The sequence below is a fragment of the Ruegeria sp. I1 genome, from assembly GCF_056532675.1.
Map to the genome: position 1 here is coordinate 1 of NZ_JBQFNM010000019.1, position 15,607 is coordinate 15,607.

11 protein-coding genes and 1 pseudogene are annotated in these 15,607 nt (G+C 55.1%); 4 read left to right on the forward strand and 8 right to left on the reverse strand.

The features are described from left to right. Positions 1-219 (forward strand): hypothetical protein (locus ACR0DH_RS19935; RefSeq protein ID WP_480885035.1); only part of this gene is annotated, 219 nt, incomplete at its 5' end. 378 nt (positions 220-597) lie between these two features. On the opposite strand, the gene ACR0DH_RS19940 is transcribed toward ACR0DH_RS19935, so the two are convergent. The 8 genes from ACR0DH_RS19940 to ACR0DH_RS19975 form a co-directional block, all read right to left on the reverse strand. Beyond that, on the reverse strand, positions 598-885 hold the full coding sequence (locus ACR0DH_RS19940; RefSeq protein WP_480551760.1) for a hypothetical protein: 288 nt from the start codon (positions 883-885) through the stop codon (positions 598-600). A gap of 397 nt (positions 886-1,282) precedes the next feature. Continuing rightward, positions 1,283-1,942: a lysozyme family protein gene (locus tag ACR0DH_RS19945; protein WP_480551758.1), complete on the reverse strand. Its 660-nt coding sequence runs from the start codon at positions 1,940-1,942 to the stop codon at positions 1,283-1,285. 479 nt (positions 1,943-2,421) lie between these two features. Further along, entirely contained in the window at positions 2,422-2,913 is a 492-nt protein-coding gene (locus tag ACR0DH_RS19950; protein ID WP_480551756.1) for a hypothetical protein, read from the reverse strand. Further along, positions 2,910-7,682 (reverse strand): MobF family relaxase, encoded by a 4,773-nt coding sequence (mobF, locus tag ACR0DH_RS19955; RefSeq protein WP_480551754.1) that lies wholly within the window; start codon positions 7,680-7,682, stop codon positions 2,910-2,912. Before mobF ends, ACR0DH_RS19950 begins: the two co-directional genes overlap by 4 nt. Continuing rightward, positions 7,679-8,155 carry an HAD domain-containing protein gene (locus tag ACR0DH_RS19960; RefSeq protein WP_480551752.1) on the reverse strand — a complete coding sequence of 159 codons (477 nt, stop codon included), beginning with the start codon at positions 8,153-8,155 and terminating at the stop codon, positions 7,679-7,681. The genes mobF and ACR0DH_RS19960 overlap by 4 nt, the downstream gene beginning before the upstream one ends. A 1-nt stretch (position 8,156) precedes the next feature. Next, the gene (locus tag ACR0DH_RS19965) at positions 8,157-10,463 is read right to left on the reverse strand and encodes a type IV secretion system DNA-binding domain-containing protein (protein ID WP_480551750.1); all 2,307 of its coding nucleotides are present in this window, start codon (positions 10,461-10,463) and stop codon (positions 8,157-8,159) included. Positions 10,464-10,665: 202 nt separating this feature from the next. Beyond that, entirely contained in the window at positions 10,666-11,151 is a 486-nt protein-coding gene (locus tag ACR0DH_RS19970; RefSeq protein WP_480551748.1) for a hypothetical protein, read from the reverse strand. 165 nt (positions 11,152-11,316) lie between these two features. After that, positions 11,317-12,222, reverse strand: coding sequence for a LysR family transcriptional regulator (locus ACR0DH_RS19975; RefSeq protein ID WP_480551746.1), 906 nt, complete (start codon positions 12,220-12,222; stop codon positions 11,317-11,319). A 101-nt stretch (positions 12,223-12,323) separates the two neighbouring features. Here ACR0DH_RS19975 and ACR0DH_RS19980 point away from each other — a divergent pair, with 101 nt between their 5' ends. The 3 genes and pseudogenes from ACR0DH_RS19980 (at position 12,324) to ACR0DH_RS19990 (ending at position 15,473) form a co-directional block, all read left to right on the forward strand. Further along, positions 12,324-13,472: an alpha/beta fold hydrolase gene (locus ACR0DH_RS19980; RefSeq protein WP_480551744.1), complete on the forward strand. Its 1,149-nt coding sequence runs from the start codon at positions 12,324-12,326 to the stop codon at positions 13,470-13,472. Positions 13,473-13,606: 134 nt separating this feature from the next. After that, positions 13,607-13,702: pseudogene (locus ACR0DH_RS19985) on the forward strand (IS5/IS1182 family transposase); the annotation flags it as partial. Between the two features lie 733 nt (positions 13,703-14,435). Beyond that, positions 14,436-15,473, forward strand: coding sequence for a Hint domain-containing protein (locus tag ACR0DH_RS19990; RefSeq protein WP_480551742.1), 1,038 nt, complete (start codon positions 14,436-14,438; stop codon positions 15,471-15,473). Positions 15,474-15,607 lie beyond the last annotated feature (134 nt).

The window sequence follows — 15,607 nt, forward strand, 5'->3', positions numbered from 1 at the left end:
GCCACACTCAAAGGCGAGGATCAAACAATGGCAACTCAAACTCTGAAACTGAACGTCAAAACCGGCGAAAAAGATGGCAAAAACTTCTGGTACCGCTGCGGCGTCGTTTTCGTACATACCGACGAGCAGGGCAACATCACATCGATCCAGGTCAAGTACAACATGTTCCCTGGTGTCGACATGGTGGCCTTCCCAAAGCGGAGCGGTGACGACGACTAAACCAAGGACGGGCGGCACAAGTCGCCCCTTCCTTTGCTCCGGCAGTCCCGGCACGGCCTGTCGTTTGAGCGCTGGCGTCAGATATTTACATGTTTCATCATACGAAACACTGTGATTGTCGATCATTACAAAACCAAAGTACACCAAACGTGCACCGGCTAAACGGTCGCTCGCTCAAACTGGCCACGGTTCGCATGTATTTTACAGGATCTTTCGGGCAGGTCGTCACGTTGGGAGGAACGTAACCCTCTCCTCCCAACGTGACCCAACTAGCCAATCTGATGCATGGATAGACCCCCTCTCCAATGCGCAGATAACGTGAGGGGATCAGTCATCCCCTTTCTGATCCCCTCATGCGTTCTAATCAATCGAAAGAGTTTAAGACCCGATCTGTTGGGCGGATAATGACTGCGGTGGGCGGGCTCCAATCTGGATGAGCCACGCCCTGACAATGGGCCAGAATTCCGGTGCTGAAGGAAGGTCCGCGCTGGTGTTTTCAAAGGCCGCTTCAAGCCGGATTTTGAGCAGCGGAATCCACTCTTCAAACCGGTCAAGAAGGTGGGTTCTCAACCAGCTTCGAAGGGCAGATTGCCAGCCAGTTTCAGATGCCACTGCAAGATGTGATTCAAGATCACTCGGAATGGTTTTTGGCCATTCAATGTCCATGGGTTTGTCCTGTCAGATTTTGGCCTAGGGGATGGCCTACAGGACAGCATGTAAGAGACGTTCACTCGGTTGCCAACCTGAATTCCGAAGTCTCTTTCTTCCGGCATTTGGTGCATTTGAACTTGGGCCTGACATCCGCGACAGTCACGCCCGGGCTGCACTGCGACAGGATCGAGGCAACAGTCAAAACAGCAGAATGCCCACACGACCGGCAGGAGATGAACACGCTCTGATCCAAGATTGTCTGCAACAGTGTTCCGGGTTTAATTGCCATGTCCTTTAACCCATACTCGCCTTTAGGTTGCTTGGCGGAGAATCAGCGGATCGAGGACAAGTGCCGCGAGAAGAAGTGTCGTTGAGTGTTGAACCCATCGAGGTCATCTGCGGCGCCTGAAGATCACGACGCTTTGTCATTATCGGCGCCGAATATCTTGACCATCTGCTTTTCAAAGAAAGCCCGCGTCACCGTGGCCCGGTTGCCTGCATATCCATGGTAGTGGGATTTGCCATTGGCCTTCGGGAAGCCAGCCCAGATCAAAGCGAGGTTGTCCATGAAGCGAGAGAGTGTCAGGTCGCCCGCAACGAAATCCTGATAGCCCGCATCATAGAGAAGCACACCCGCCATCTTGTTCTGAGTGGACTTGTTGAACACAGCCGAGTCAGGCAACCGGAGGCGTCTTTGGAGACTGGCCAAGGTTGAAGGTATCACCTGGAACCGGCCTATGGCGTGGTGCTGGCCGGGTGTCGCTCTGATCCACGTTTTGATTTCGCCCAGGGTCATCTGGGTCGGACGCTTGGCCGTCAGTTTCTTCGCGCTGTGATGGATCGCGTCATAGCCAGCCCTCGGAGATTCCGCAAATTCAATCAGCGCATAGAGCTGGTCAACCTCGGTCCCTTTGGGCAAGCGGAAGCTGGCAAGCCGAGGCGGGTTCTTACCGGGCGTGCCACGCTCAAATTTGTCGAGAGAAACCCACTCGCTCACGACGCCCTCAGAGGCGATCTGAGAGCCCCAACCGTCGCTGTTGGCCTTGGGTGCCTTGGCGAGCTTTTGGCGCATCTGGCGGGCCTCTGTGTCGCTGAACGAGCCGGAGCTTGACCAGCCCCCGGTCGAGGTTTCAGCGGAGGCTGAGACTGACCCCAGAAAGAAGAGACAGCAGGTCGTTAGAGCAGCGCCAAATAGAACGCTGCGAAGGACGCCGGAGGGCGTTGAAGAAGCGCCTTGCGCCGTTCCGAAAGCGGGCAGGGAGAGCCCGTTCCGGAGGGCGAAAGGCAAGAGAAGTGCCATTTCGGCCCGATGGGCCTCATGGAAGGTCCACACCCCACGCAGCAAGCTGCAAACAAGGGCAAGGCCCTTGTTTTTATGGCTAAAACGCCGTGGCACGCCCGTGCCATTGTCGGCGACCGAAAGCCGTTGTTTTTTAACGATTTTTGTGTCGCCGACACGGGCCGTGCCACGGCCGTGCCACGCTGATGGGGTCCGTGCCACGAGAATCGGTGATTTTTGAGGCTCCGTGCCATGCTGTTTTTCGGGTGATTTCATAGTTCCAACTCCGGATCTTTGTCCTGTTCAGCGATCAACGAACCACGGTCCAGTTCTCTCTGCATAGCGGCCTCTGCATCGTGTTCCCGGCTCTTAAGAGCCTCCCGTTCTCGTTCTGTAATCAAGCCGCTTTGATCTATCAAAGCTTCGGCTGAGGCCGCGGCCATTTCCAAGAGCTGGTGTTGTTCTTCGCTGTCATCTGAGAGGATCGAGGCAACGAAAATCCGGGTCATGCGTTGCTCAAGGATCACCACTTCTTGCAGCGTCTTTAGGACAGCGCTTTGGTTCTCGATGATGGTTTTCAATGAGGTGAGCTCGGCGCTTAAGTTGCCGATCTCAGGGTCTGCCTTGGATGAGGCTTCTGACTTCTGGATCAGGTCTTGGATGGCCTGGTCCAGGGCTTCTGCTCTGTTGCCTTCAGACCCTTCGACCAGTTGCCTGGCGACTGGTCCAAGGACCACGCGTACCTTTTGTTGAGCGTCGTTCATCGTGTGATTTCCTTCTGTCTGTCTCTGATAAGTTCAACCTGTTTTTCGAGTTCCTGGATCTTCGCTTCGGTGTTTTCATCGAAGAGGCCCGGCAAGTATCCGATCGCGGGTTCAGCCTTTTCACGGTCGGCGGGTTTGTCCCGATCGTCCTTGGCAGCGTCGCGGTCGCGGTTTTGATCCTTGTCCTTGTGGTCTTCAGCTTCGTCTGCGCGCTGGCTTTCCAACCAGGCTCCGAGGGCGTCTGAGCGGATCCCGGTTTCCTTCTCCACGGTCTTCACCAGCTTGTCCTTATCGTCGGTGATCAGGGTGGCTTCATCCCGCGCACGGCTGATCTCCACGTAGAAGGATTTCTGGCTGACCAGCTTCTCGGTCGAGTCCATCGCAACGATCACACGATCTACGGTTTCACCCTGCACAGCGTGCGCCGTGGCGGCATAATCAAGCTCTACACCGCGTGCCGCGAGACTGTTGATGGGAAGGCTGACGGAGGTTCCGTCAGTCGTCTCGGCCTCAATAGCTCTACCTGTGGTTGCAGTGACTTGACCCCGCATTCCGTTCGTCACCCCGGTCTTTTCATCAGTGATGCGAAATCGAACCTGGTCTCCGACAGCGACCTCGCGTTGCTCTTTCTCGTAAACCACGAGGCTTTTCCCGAGCTCACGCTTGTTGTGGACGGCACCAAGAGGGAGGATGTTCTGTTCGCGGGTTTCCTGGTTCACAATGGTGATCCGGTTGCGTGGGGCATCGACATTCAGGACGGAGTAGGTGTCGTCTTTTTTGAGCCCATGGTCGGGGCTTGTGACCATCGATTGGAGCACATTTCCGGGGCTGTAATTGCGCGCATCAACGCGCTCAGCATCGGTCAGGCGGAGGTTGTTCAGACCGGAATATTTGAGGTCTGCGGCCTCGATCTGACCCTCGGATTTCAGGCCCTCTCGGATAGCCTGATTGATGTCTGCCCGGGCCTTGTTTGTGAGCGTCAGAACGCGGGTTTCTGAGCGCTCTTCCGGGCTCATTGAAAGGTATGTTTCGGCGGCTTTCTGGCGCGGGTTTTCGTGCTCCTGGACGTTCCCGCCGAGTTTCTGAAACGCCGATTTCACGTCGCCACGAATGGCGTCATAGACGGTGCTGCGGAGGGTGTCGTCGCGCTGCCTGCGGATCTCATCCATGATGGCCGTGCGCATTCCAGCCTCTTGCAAACGGTCGAATGGCTGGCCGGCTGCAACCGCGTCGAGCTGCTGTGTGTCGCCCACGAAGACGACGCGGGCGACGTTCGTGCGCTCCGCGTAGTTCATGAATGTCCGCATGTCCCTGGAGCCGATCATCGAGGATTCATCGACAATCAGAATGGTCTTGCTGTTGTCCACATCCTTGGGATCGTGCCGCTCCTGGGTGACGATCTTGGCGAGCTTTTCGGCCGAGCCGAGGACGGAGGAAAGTTCGTGGACGGCCTGATGGCTGGGGGCAAGCCCCTTGACCTCATAGCCGCTTTGTTCGGCATAATGGGCGACGCGATCGACCATGAACGTCTTGCCGGTTCCGGCATAACCCTGGACACCAACATACCGTCCTTCGCCAGTGAGGGATGTCGTGATGGCATCTTTCTGACCATCGGTGAGCGTCTTGCTGTCGCTAAGTTTCTTGGAAAGCGCGGAGGGTCCGTCGCGGCCAGCATGGGGTTGAAGTTCGACGCCGGAAGTTTCCTTCGTGGCATGGAAGGTCATGAGGATCGAACTTTCGAGCTGAACGGATGCCTTGTCGGTCAGGGTGGATTTGTCATCGCCAGAGGCGAACAGGCTACCCTCATCAATGCGCCGATCGATCTCCTTTTCGACGGCATTGATATCCGATCCGTCAGTCCGGCGCAGCGCTTCAATGGCAAGCTCTGATCTCTCGTAAGTCGTGTTGCGTTCGGACAGGTGCTCAATGGACGCGCTGACCGCCTTCAAGGTGGGGTCGAGGCTTTCCTGAGAGGCGGATTGTTCCTGTGCTTCGAGCGCCGTCATCCGGACCCCGGTGCGCTCAGTGATGTTATTGGCCAGGGCAGCGGGGTTGTCCGTGATCAGAACCGCCTCATCACGTGCCCGGCTGATTTCTACGTAGAAGGATTTTTGCGTGGCCAGCTGGTCGCGGGCGTTCATCGCAACAATGACCCGATCGACGGTTTCACCCTGGACCGAATGGGCGGTGGCGGCATAGTCATGCTCAAGACCGCGCGCGCCAAGGCCGCTGGCATCGATCTCTACTGAGCGCCCATCCTTGGTCGCGAGGGCTATCTTTCCATCGTCAGTATTTGTGACAACAGCGCGTTCCCCATTTACGAGGTCATTCTGCTTGTCAGTGATCCGAACACGGACGGCATCGCCAGCACTGAGTTCGCGGGTCTCAGGTACATAGGCAACAAGGGAGGCGCCCAGGTCACGACCGGAGACCGTCTTTGACAAAGGAAGATCGAGGCGCGTCCCATCCGCTTCATTCTGCAGGCTGAGCGTGTTCGTTTTGGAATCGACAGATTGCACCAGGTAGGGTGTTTCCTTCTTGAGCCCGGCGCTGGAACTACTGACGACAGATTGAACCACGTCTCCGGGTGCATAGCTGGCAGCTTCGATACGTTCCACACCGGTCATGGGTTTCGCGGTGAGGCCATTGATCTGTGTGCCGTCCCGAGACAGAGCGCCTTCAGCTTTGAGGCCAGCACGGACGGTTTCATTGATCTCTGCCCGGGCCGCGTTGGTCAGTGTCAAAACGCGGGTATTGCTGCGCTCCTCCGGGGAGAGGGCCAGATAGGTTTCGGCAGCGGCTGCGCGCGGATCCTCGGCAGTCTGGACGTGGTCATCCAGCTTCTTAAACGCACTGGCCGCATCACCGCGCACGGCATCATAAACGGCATCCCGGAGCGTTGTGTCTCGCTGGCGCTGAATGTCGCCCATAACGGCCGTGCGCATGCCTGCCTCCTGAAGCTGCGCGAAGGGCTGGCCGGCACTCACGGCGTCAAGCTGCCTGGTATCACCAACAAAGACGACGCGGGCGGCATTGGTGCGCTCGGCATAATCCATGAAGCTGCGCATATCGCGGGCTGAGACCATCGAGCTTTCATCGACCAGAAGGATGGATTTGCTGTTATCGTGCTGTTGCGGATGGGTGCGTTCACTCACAACGACGCGGGCCAGCGTGGAGGCTTCGCTGGTGACGGCCCCAAGTTCCTGTACGGCCTGATGGCTGGGGGCAAAGCCTTTGACCTGGTATCCGGCTTGTTCGGCCAGTTCAGTGAGTTTCTGTACCATGTAGGTCTTACCGGTACCGGCATAGCCCTGTACACCGACATAGCGCCCTTCACCGGTCAGAGAGGTCTCAATCGCGCCGCGTTGGCCTTCGGTGAGCGTCTTTTCCTGCGCCAGTGCCGCCTGGAGATCGAGTGGGGCCGAACGCCGGCCACCGGGGGAGAGATCCAGGGCGGTGGTTTTCTCGGATTTGCGCCATGTGTTGAGCACCGAGCTTTCGATTGCGACCGATTTTTGATCTGTCAGCGTCTCGCCATACTCGCCTTTGGCAAACAATCCTCCGGATTCAATCCGGCGATCGATCTCCTTATCAACCTCTTCCAACGACGATCCGTCCGCAAAGCGCAAAGCAGCGGCGGTCAGAGCGGAGCGCTCATAAACAGACTGTCTCTCGCTGACATGTGCGATGGCTTTGGTGACTGCCTGCGCATGAGGTGTTTCCGGAGCCTTCGTCTCTTCCTGCTGGGGTGATGCGATCAGCCCTTTGACCCAGGCGACAATTCCGGCCACGCGGCCAGCTTCAACAGGGTCCTGGGCGGGTCGTTCTGAAGGCTCGCGAATGGCGCGGAGAACAGGGGCAGGGGCCTCTGGTCCGATCTGGCCACGGTCGAGTTGCTTTTCGTCCAGTCCGAATTCGATGGCCTCTCTGCGCCAATCGGCGCGCAGTTCGGCGCGATCGACATCCTTGTGCTTGGCGTTTCGCGTGGCAAGCGTGGCGTTTTCGGCATTCTTGGGGTTGTGCTCCAAACCTTTGCCGTCCAAGGCACGGAGTATTTCCTGTCGACGCTTGGAGAACCCATCCACCACTTCTTGTGAGATGCCGGCGACGTTGACCTCGCCATACCGGCCGCGTTGGGTTTCGATGCCCATGTCTTTGAGCCGCGATTCAAAGTCTGAGCGATAGACCTCTGTAATCACCTTTTGGTTCTTATAGATATCCTCGTTCCGAAGGGCGGTATATTCACCCTTTTCATTCAGAACCATGTTGGCAATGACGGCGTGGCTATGAAGGTTGGGATCAAGCGCGCGGGAGGTGTCGTGGCGGTAGATCCCAGCGATAATGCCTTCCGCATTTGCAGTCTTCATTTCGCCGTCCATCTGATACCGGGTCTTGATGTATCGTTCTTCAACGACCGTCATGGCAGCACGCACAGCGGCGTCATGCGCCTTGGTGATGCGGTCATCTCCGATTACGAGCGCCGCGATCGATGCGGTCTTTGATGCGGAAAAGGTCAGATCGAGGCCGGCGCGGTGCTTGCGTTCACCATCTACGTACCGGCCCAACTCTGTACCGTCAGGCGCCTGACCATCCAAAACCTCGGCAAAGCGCGTGTCTTCTACATTACCCGTGAGCCCCGCATCCTCTGCGGCTTTTCCAAACCATTGTGCGGCATTCTCTGCTTCAGGAGACCCGGCCTGGTAATAGCCTTCTTCTTTGTAATAGCCGCTTGCAGCTGCACCAGCGGAGACATTCGAGACGGACATCATGCCGAAAGCCCTCCATAAAGTTTGGATTTTTCTGCCCAGTGCTGAAGGCGGCGAACCTCATAAAGGCTCAGGCCAGAGGGAGACTGGGTGATGAGCTGATGTTCCCATTCGCGGCGAAAGCGAGAGGGTTGTGAATCCAGCGCGATAAACTCTCGGACACGGTTGCGGTGCGCCCAAAGCTGGATTTCTGTGCTTCTAAGCGCGAACAAGCCCGGACTGGCCGTACAGCCAGACAGACGGGATCTGATGTCTTCGGAAAACAACTCTTCAAGGATCGGTCGAGGCGCGCGCCTCCAATGAGAGGCAATGACGATCGATATCTGAGGATGAAGGCGCAAGAATCCTTCCAATAAAGAAAGCCTCTCAAAGCTGGCGCTATTCTGTTCATGCAGAACGCCGTCGATACCCAGAAAGATCACCTTTTCCCGAGGCAACCGCCAAAGCTGCCCCGCTTCATTAACCGCTGGATACATGTCACCGTCCCTCCGACAGAGAGGCGTTTAGCGCCTGTAACGAGGCCACCTTGGACTTGAGAGGCGCGCTCCGCGCGGGCGCTGCATCCGAGGTCGAAGGTTTCTTGTGGCTTACGGGGCGTCGGTTGGCGGGATCGGCAAGCTGCGACAGAGATTTCTTTTCAGGTTTGGGGTCTGCGGCGGCGGGTTCGGGCTCAGGCGCAACAGGTTTCGGATCCGGTTGGGCGTCTTTGTCGGGGTAGGGGAGGCTGACGGCTTCGCGTTTCGACTTCGCGCTGTTGCCCGCAAAACCGGATAGAGGGTTCGGGGGCGTGATCTCTTTACCGGACAAGCCCCGGACGCGGCCGGTCGCGAACTGTTGCCAGTACCATTCGCGCTCTGAGATCTGTTCCGGATCTTCGATGCCTTGTTTGCCATCGGGACGAACACGTTCAACCCAGCACAGGAATTCGGCGCGTTGCTCCGTCGGGTGCAAAGAGGCAAACCCCGATTCAACACATGTCCCCTGGTCGATCTCGGCATTGGTGGCGCTGACGTTCATCCCGCCTTCGTCAAATCCGGTCCCGCGATAGGGGATGAACTTGTCCGTTTTGGCCTCGGTCGGGACGAGATGGAACTTCACCCGGGCCGTGGGCGCGTCATACGCGGCGCGGAAATAAGCATAAAACTGCGGCAGCGATTGGATCTCTGCGGCTGTCACAATCGGGCGCTGCGTTCTGCGGGCCATGATCCCGACCCCGTCGCGCGTGTCATGCGCGCCAAGAGTCAGGTTTTCGTTCATTTCCAGCACATCCTCTTCGCCAAGAGAGCACGACGATCGTTGCGCGGTGTTGAAATCCGGCGTGTTGAAGACGACGCGGTTGTTCAGGACACCAGAAATAGTTTCTGCGGCCTTGGGCCCGTAGATGTCCTCAAGCTGGGAAAAGACCTGGTAGCCCACCACGAACGCGCCGCCGAACTGGCGGATCTCCGCAAGGCTCTTTGGCAGGAACGGGAGCCGGTTGAGTGTCGGAACCTCATCGAGAAAAAACCATACCTTGGGATCGCGGCTTTCCTCTGTGGCCATAAGCGCGTTTGCGGCAACTTCCATGACGGTCGAGATCACGTTGCGGGTTGCGGCCGCTTTCTCAGCATCACCGGTCAGGAACACAAAGCCAGGACGATCGTTCACGATCCAATCCCGGATCGAAAATGACTGAGCATCATCGCGCAGGAATTCGAGAAACCGGAGTTCCGTGATCATGTTGGCGCGGATCGAGGCTGAGGTCCGAGCCACGTTTTCACCAAAGAAATGCGCACCGGGGGTCGGCGCGACAATCTCGGCCAACTCATCAGAGGGGATGTTCATGATGGCGCTGCGCAGATCGGCATTGGTCGTGTTGCCGGATTTGGCCAATTCGCGGGCGGCGTATTGAAATACAAGGCGTGCGGCCTGGGTCCAGAAGTTGTCGTTTGAGCCGGGATGGTCGGGGATCATCACTTCAGCGATCTGGGCAAATCCTGCGGCCGATACCACTTCATTAAACGGCGACCAGCCCACAGAGCGCTCATCAAACGGGTTCAGGATGATATCGTGCGCGGCATCGTAGTGATCACGCAGGAGACCGCCCATGCGGTCATAGATGATGGCACGGCCACCGGCGTCCCGAATAGTATTCAGGAGCTCATGCATCGCATTGGTCTTACCGACACCAACGGTTCCGGTTATGCCGATCTGGGCCTCAACGGCATTGGGCGGGAAGGGGATGCCGGCCAGCGTGTAGCGCGGTCCCTTTTTGACCTCGCGCCCGAACTTCTTCTCGTATGATTTCCATTTGGCACGAGACCAGGCTTTGAGTTCTCGGGATGTAACCAGACGCGCCCCGCGAATGTGCTCTTCTTCTTTCAGGCTCCGCCCGACAATTACAAAGATCAGGAACACGACAACGAAAGCTATGGTCGCAGGAACCATTGCAATCCAGATGAAACGTCGCGCGTTGTACGAATAGATATCGTAAAGCTGGCGCATCTCCTGATCGGAGTAGATCTGACCAGCAGTCCGGACGATGCGTTGGTTTTGAGCGTCGACATATTGAAGCTGGCGATCTTCTGTGCCGCGTTTTTCGACGTTAAATTCCGCCAGACCATAGGCGAGCGTCATGCGGACACCGGCCATGGTGTAGTTCTTATAAACAAGCACACAGAAGGTGATGAGGAAGGCGGCGAGAGCGACCGTTAGGCTATATTTGACCACTTGCGTGGCCATTCGCGTCCAGTGTTGCGTTGTCTGGCCGCCTCTGACAAGTTGCGTGTGTCCTCTGTTGCGCATTTTCGTATTCCCACGTTCCGTGTGCGGCGGTCCGGGAGGGTTGGAGCCTCTTGGAGGGACATGCCGCGACATCGCGTTTTGATCTCAGTCAGAGGGCGGGTCGCGGCTTCAAGTCAGGCTCAAATCCGCTGATACACACGCCTCGCATAAGACTTGTTATGTTAAATAAGTCAGTGTTGCTGACCTAAAAATCGACCCTTTCTCAGCATTTTTTGACCACCTTGGTGCGCTCCAAAACGGATGTGCGTTCAGCCAAAGCAAACTGTCGATTGAAAGTGCCGGCATCCGGGCCCGAGGATGTCAAGCCATCTGTGGCCGCGCCTGCGACCGCTGTTGCAGTGCCCACGTTAGAAATGGCCTGCGCCGATCCCGCATTAGCCAAGGCTCCGGCTCCTACGACCGACAAGCCAGCATTGAGTAAGCCCCCAGTGAAGTTGGCTTTGCGCTCGCGAGCCCGCTCAGCCTTGTTGATGGTCTCGATCTCCGCATAGAGCGACGAAGGCTCCGAGTTGATCTGGCCGTAGCTCATCGCCAGATCGGCGCTGGATGGCTCGGTATTGGCCGCGCGCTGGACGCCGGCGATCGATTGCATCCCCATGATATTCGCGGATGTCTGTGTCATGCTGTCACCGCAGGCCGTCAGTGTGGCGGATGCGATCAGCAGAAGTCCGATGGTTGCCTGTTTCATCTGTCCCATTGGCGCTGACGTCAGACATAGGATTGGGCGCCCTACCAGCCGGGATTTACATGCTCAGAGCTTTGGGATTTTGCACCAGGTTATCCCTATTTCTTAGTGCCAGTGCTGCAACTCGAAAAGACAATGGATACACCCCTTAGCGATGTGTCCGTCGTTTCAAGAATCAAAAGATCTTGCGATCTCAACAATCAGTTCTCGCACCGATTTGGGCGGATTTCCTTCATAAGGGTGAACCGCGAAAACCGGCTTAGGTGCAAATCTATATTCGGGCAGGACGGCTACGAGGGTACCCAACTGCAAATCGGCTTTCACGAGGAAATCCGGCAACACGGCAACACCCACTCCGATCCGGGTAAGCGAGGCCATGGCTTCGACCGTGTTGATTGTCACCGTTGGGTGACAGGTGATTTCGATCTCTTGCCCAGATGTTGCATGGCGCAAGCGGTGTTTGGGGGCAGATGTCTGACGGGTATGGGCAATATAAGGCGAAGTGAGCACCGAGGGTGTTGCGGTGTGGCTTGGTATTAGATCTGCTTTCGCTGCAAGCCTCGGAGTGGCACAGAGAAGGTCATTCAGGGTCCCGACCCGTTGTGCACGAAATGCGCTATCGGGCAAATCCCCAACCGTGATTGACAGATCCAATCGTTCATCCAGCAGATCCAGCCGTCTGTCATCCGAGATCAGACATGGTTCAAGATCAGGGTAACGAAGAATCAGACGTTGAATCGCTGGCGCGATGACATTCGCAACCATCGCATGGGGTGCCGTGAGCCGAATTGGACCTGTCGGCACGGTTTCACTGGCGCGCACCTGTTTGAGAGCGGTATCTGCAATAGACCGCATAGACTGTGTATGCTCTAGCAGGAGAAAGCCTTTGTGGGTCAGGGCCATTCGGCGGGTTGTCCGGTGGATGAGAGAAATACCCAAAAACGTTTCCAACGAAGAGAGGTGGTGGCTGACGCTGGATTTTGCCATGCCAAGCCGTTCAGCGGCTGCGGTAATGGAACCAGCTTCGGCCACTGCAAGAAATATCCGTAACTGAGGGGAGAATAAATCCATCATTGTTCGATTTTATCGTACAAATATGACTAATACTAGATGTTTTTCCGGCGAATAGAAGATCCTAACTTCAGGGAGGTTTATTATTTGAAAGGAATGCCACAATGACCAAACTCAAAACCCTAATGTCCGCATCAGTCGCTGCCCTTGTCTTGTCCTCTCCAGCACTAGCGGCGGAGAAACCGCATTTTACCTTTGTTCACTCCGCTTGGATGGGCGGATGGCAATGGCAATCTCTGACCCAAGATCTTGGCACCGAAGCCGAATACATCACTCCGGATCTTCCTTCCCATGGCAGCAACAAAAGCGACCCATCGAATGCCACGCTAACGGCCTATGTCGATCGCATCGTCGAGGAGATTGATGCACTAACAGGGACGACAATTCTGGTTGGGCACAGCTTTGGCGGGGTCGTCGCCAGCCAAGTGGCAGAGATGCGGCCTGAAAAAATTGATGCGCTTGTATATGTCTGCGCATTCATGTTGCCAGATGGTGCCGCATTCATGGATGCTATTGATGGTGTGAGCACATCGGAAGCATTGAATAATCTGGTATTCTCCGCTGATGGCAAAACAGTGAAAATCAAGGAAGATGCTTTGCATGGCGCAGTAGGCCACGACGTTCCATTAGATGTCTTCTCCGCAGCTGGCCCGCATCTTGTTGCTGAACCGGTCGGACCACTTAGTGAAGCCTTGGACCTGACTGATGCAAACTATGGTAGTGTGCCGAGGTATTTTGTTGAGTGCACCGAAGATCGAGCGCTGCCAATATCACATCAAAGGGCTATGTATGGCGCTCAGGAAGTCGAGTTTGTCTACTCCTTGGCAACAAGTCATCTACCCATGTTTAGCGACGTTAGTGGGTTGTCCGCAGCATTGCGAGACATTGCAGGGCGCGAACTGGTGCGCAAGGCAACGCAACTGTCCAGCCGAGCTTGGATCGATGCGTTCAACGCAGGAGATGCAGCGGCAGCCACAGCTCTATATGAACCTCATGCTCTGATGGTGGCTAACCCATTCGGTCGCTTTACCGGCCATGCGCAAATCGAGGCATTTTGGACCGATTTGATCGGCAAGGGCGCTACCGATGTGGAATACTTTAACACACGCATTGAGGTGTTAAACGCAAACTCGGCCCGCGTGTCATCCCAATGGCGCATGAATATCGCAAGTGGGATCATCTCGAATGAGTTGTGGGTCTTGCAGGAAGACGGCAAAATGCTCCTGCGCGAAGACCATTTCGCGGCACAGTAAGCTCAACAGTACTAACCTTGCGGGAAGCTCCGGACAACCGATCCCGCAAGGTCTTAGCCAGGTATTAGACCCATTAATTTAGTCGTCGCCATCCCGCGTGGGTGATTCATGCCCGAGAGTATTTAGAGTACAACATGAGCGATCCATTCCGGCTGGACGACGAGCAGATGGCGCGGTTTCAGCCTTACTTTGTAAAGAGTCGAGGCAAGACAAGAATTGGTGTTCGTCGTAGGCAGGTGCGATATTCTTGACAACGCAATGGCTTACGATGGCCTGACCCAGGCCCGAACGGGCGCGGGCGTCCGCAATCGAAGGAATAGCAAAGTTATCAAGTGAGATTGACTAGTGTGTGTCATTTCGGCTGTCGATCTTGGTTTATCAGAATTAGCTTCAGGTTCGAATTGGTGCGAATCTCGCAGCCCGTTCGCCAAGAAAGCTTAAACCTTACTTCTCATTCGGTCAGCTTTGCCATAGCAATCATGCGTCAACGAAAGCATCTGATGCTTTCCCATGGAAACAGCCGTAACCATTCTGCACCCAGTTCAGGAACCGTGCCAAGCCATAGACCGCGATAAAACCAGTGAAGCCTTTGTTCGGTCAAGTAACCTCTTCAAAGGTCTGCTAAACGGTCGACAATAGATCCACAATGTAGCCACAATTGAACTGGACTACTCGATTAGGGCTCGCGGCTCTATCCGTTTCACTTATTGAAATCCCAAGTTTGACGCCCAAGCTCACAAACTAGAATTTGCCTCGGTGTTGCCAGATGTATGCCCACGTATGGAATCTTAGAGGGGTAGTTTTGGAAAGAGGATCAGTTGTGACGAAGGCCACTGAATCGGAAAGCAGACGCGGCGTTGAAGGAGTTGTCTTACCGTAGAAGGTAATCGATAGACTTTCAGAGCACGTTTCATAGATTAGGTAGGGCTTCTTTTGTATCAAATCTGAACACGAGGCCAGGAAATGCCTGATTACACTTTTAACATTTTTCGGATCGTCGATATCTCAGGATCGGAGGGTTTGGAGCTCGCTGGTTCCGTTACCGTAAGAGATGATGATGGTTTCCGAGACACAACTCTTGATGACGTTGAACAGGCTCCACCTAGCGAAACAAACGGCGACCAAGAAATCGTATCGTCTACTGTTTCAGAGCTGGACGTTGGGGATACCATCCGTACACGAACCGTTTTTAGATTTACAAACAATGACACTGGCGAAAGATACACCCTGACGGAGGTTTTCTCGCAAACCGCCGGAAATCCAGTTAGGCAGCTGTTTATTCTCACATCTCCCGCACCGGATTGGTTATTCGACAGTACCAACCGTACACTTACGGCCACCAGAGCTGATGGTACAGTGCCATATTCTTCGATCGTGTGTTTCGGTGCTGGAACACTGATTAAAAAAAGTGACGGACGTGATATTGCTGTTGAGGAGCTAAAAGTCGGGGACCGAGTTACCACCTATGGTGGATTTTCTGAAGTAGTGCGCTGGATCGGATCTATAAAGATTAATTCCTTCGACTTGATAGCGAATCCAAAACTACGGCCAATTCGAATAAATGCTAAGGCGCTTGGTTGCGACCTTCCCATTAACAATTTAATAGTCTCTCGCCAGCACAGGGTTTTGATAAACTCAATGATAGTAGAACGCATATTTGGCATTGATGAAGTACTGATCCCAGCAATAAAACTTACTAGCTTGGAAGGTATAGAAGTGGCAGATGATATCCAAGAAATAGAATACTACCATATCCTGTTCGATCAGCACCAAATCATTTATTCCAATGGCGCACCGACAGAAAGCCTTTACACCGGACCAGAGGCGCTAAAGTCTATTTCTGATGAGGCTTACTCCGAAATAACTGCACTTTATCCTGAACTAGTAGAGCCACAATTTGATCCACCTCAAGCTGCCTTTATACCAAGCAGGTCCAAAGATGTCAGATGTCTTATAGAACGTCATCGCAAGAACAAGAAGCCCCTACTGACATGTATTTGATGACAAATTTAGCCCTCAAAGTGAGCTAATAATATTTGGTGGTTAGGGTCAGGACCCATTGATTTCCGCGTTGGTGCATGATTCACGGTTCGAAAAACGAGCGGTGACCATGTCTGATCTTTTCTGGCTCACAG

Bases quoted from the DNA above. Each gene is read 5' to 3' on its own strand.
- ACR0DH_RS19965 (WP_480551750.1), bottom strand. From the start codon at position 10,463: ATGCGCAACAGAGGACACACGCAACTTGTCAGAGGCGGCCAGACAACG.
- ACR0DH_RS19945 (WP_480551758.1), bottom strand. From the start codon at position 1,942: ATGCGCCAAAAGCTCGCCAAGGCACCCAAGGCCAACAGCGACGGTTGG.
- ACR0DH_RS19960 (WP_480551752.1), bottom strand. From the start codon at position 8,155: ATGTATCCAGCGGTTAATGAAGCGGGGCAGCTTTGGCGGTTGCCTCGG.
- ACR0DH_RS19940 (WP_480551760.1), bottom strand. From the start codon at position 885: ATGGACATTGAATGGCCAAAAACCATTCCGAGTGATCTTGAATCACAT.
- ACR0DH_RS19975 (WP_480551746.1), bottom strand. From the start codon at position 12,222: ATGATGGATTTATTCTCCCCTCAGTTACGGATATTTCTTGCAGTGGCC.
- ACR0DH_RS19950 (WP_480551756.1), bottom strand. From the start codon at position 2,913: ATGAACGACGCTCAACAAAAGGTACGCGTGGTCCTTGGACCAGTCGCC.
- ACR0DH_RS19980 (WP_480551744.1), top strand. From the start codon at position 12,324: ATGACCAAACTCAAAACCCTAATGTCCGCATCAGTCGCTGCCCTTGTC.
- ACR0DH_RS19970 (WP_480551748.1), bottom strand. From the start codon at position 11,151: ATGAAACAGGCAACCATCGGACTTCTGCTGATCGCATCCGCCACACTG.
- ACR0DH_RS19990 (WP_480551742.1), top strand. From the start codon at position 14,436: ATGCCTGATTACACTTTTAACATTTTTCGGATCGTCGATATCTCAGGA.
- mobF (WP_480551754.1), bottom strand. From the start codon at position 7,682: ATGATGTCCGTCTCGAATGTCTCCGCTGGTGCAGCTGCAAGCGGCTAT.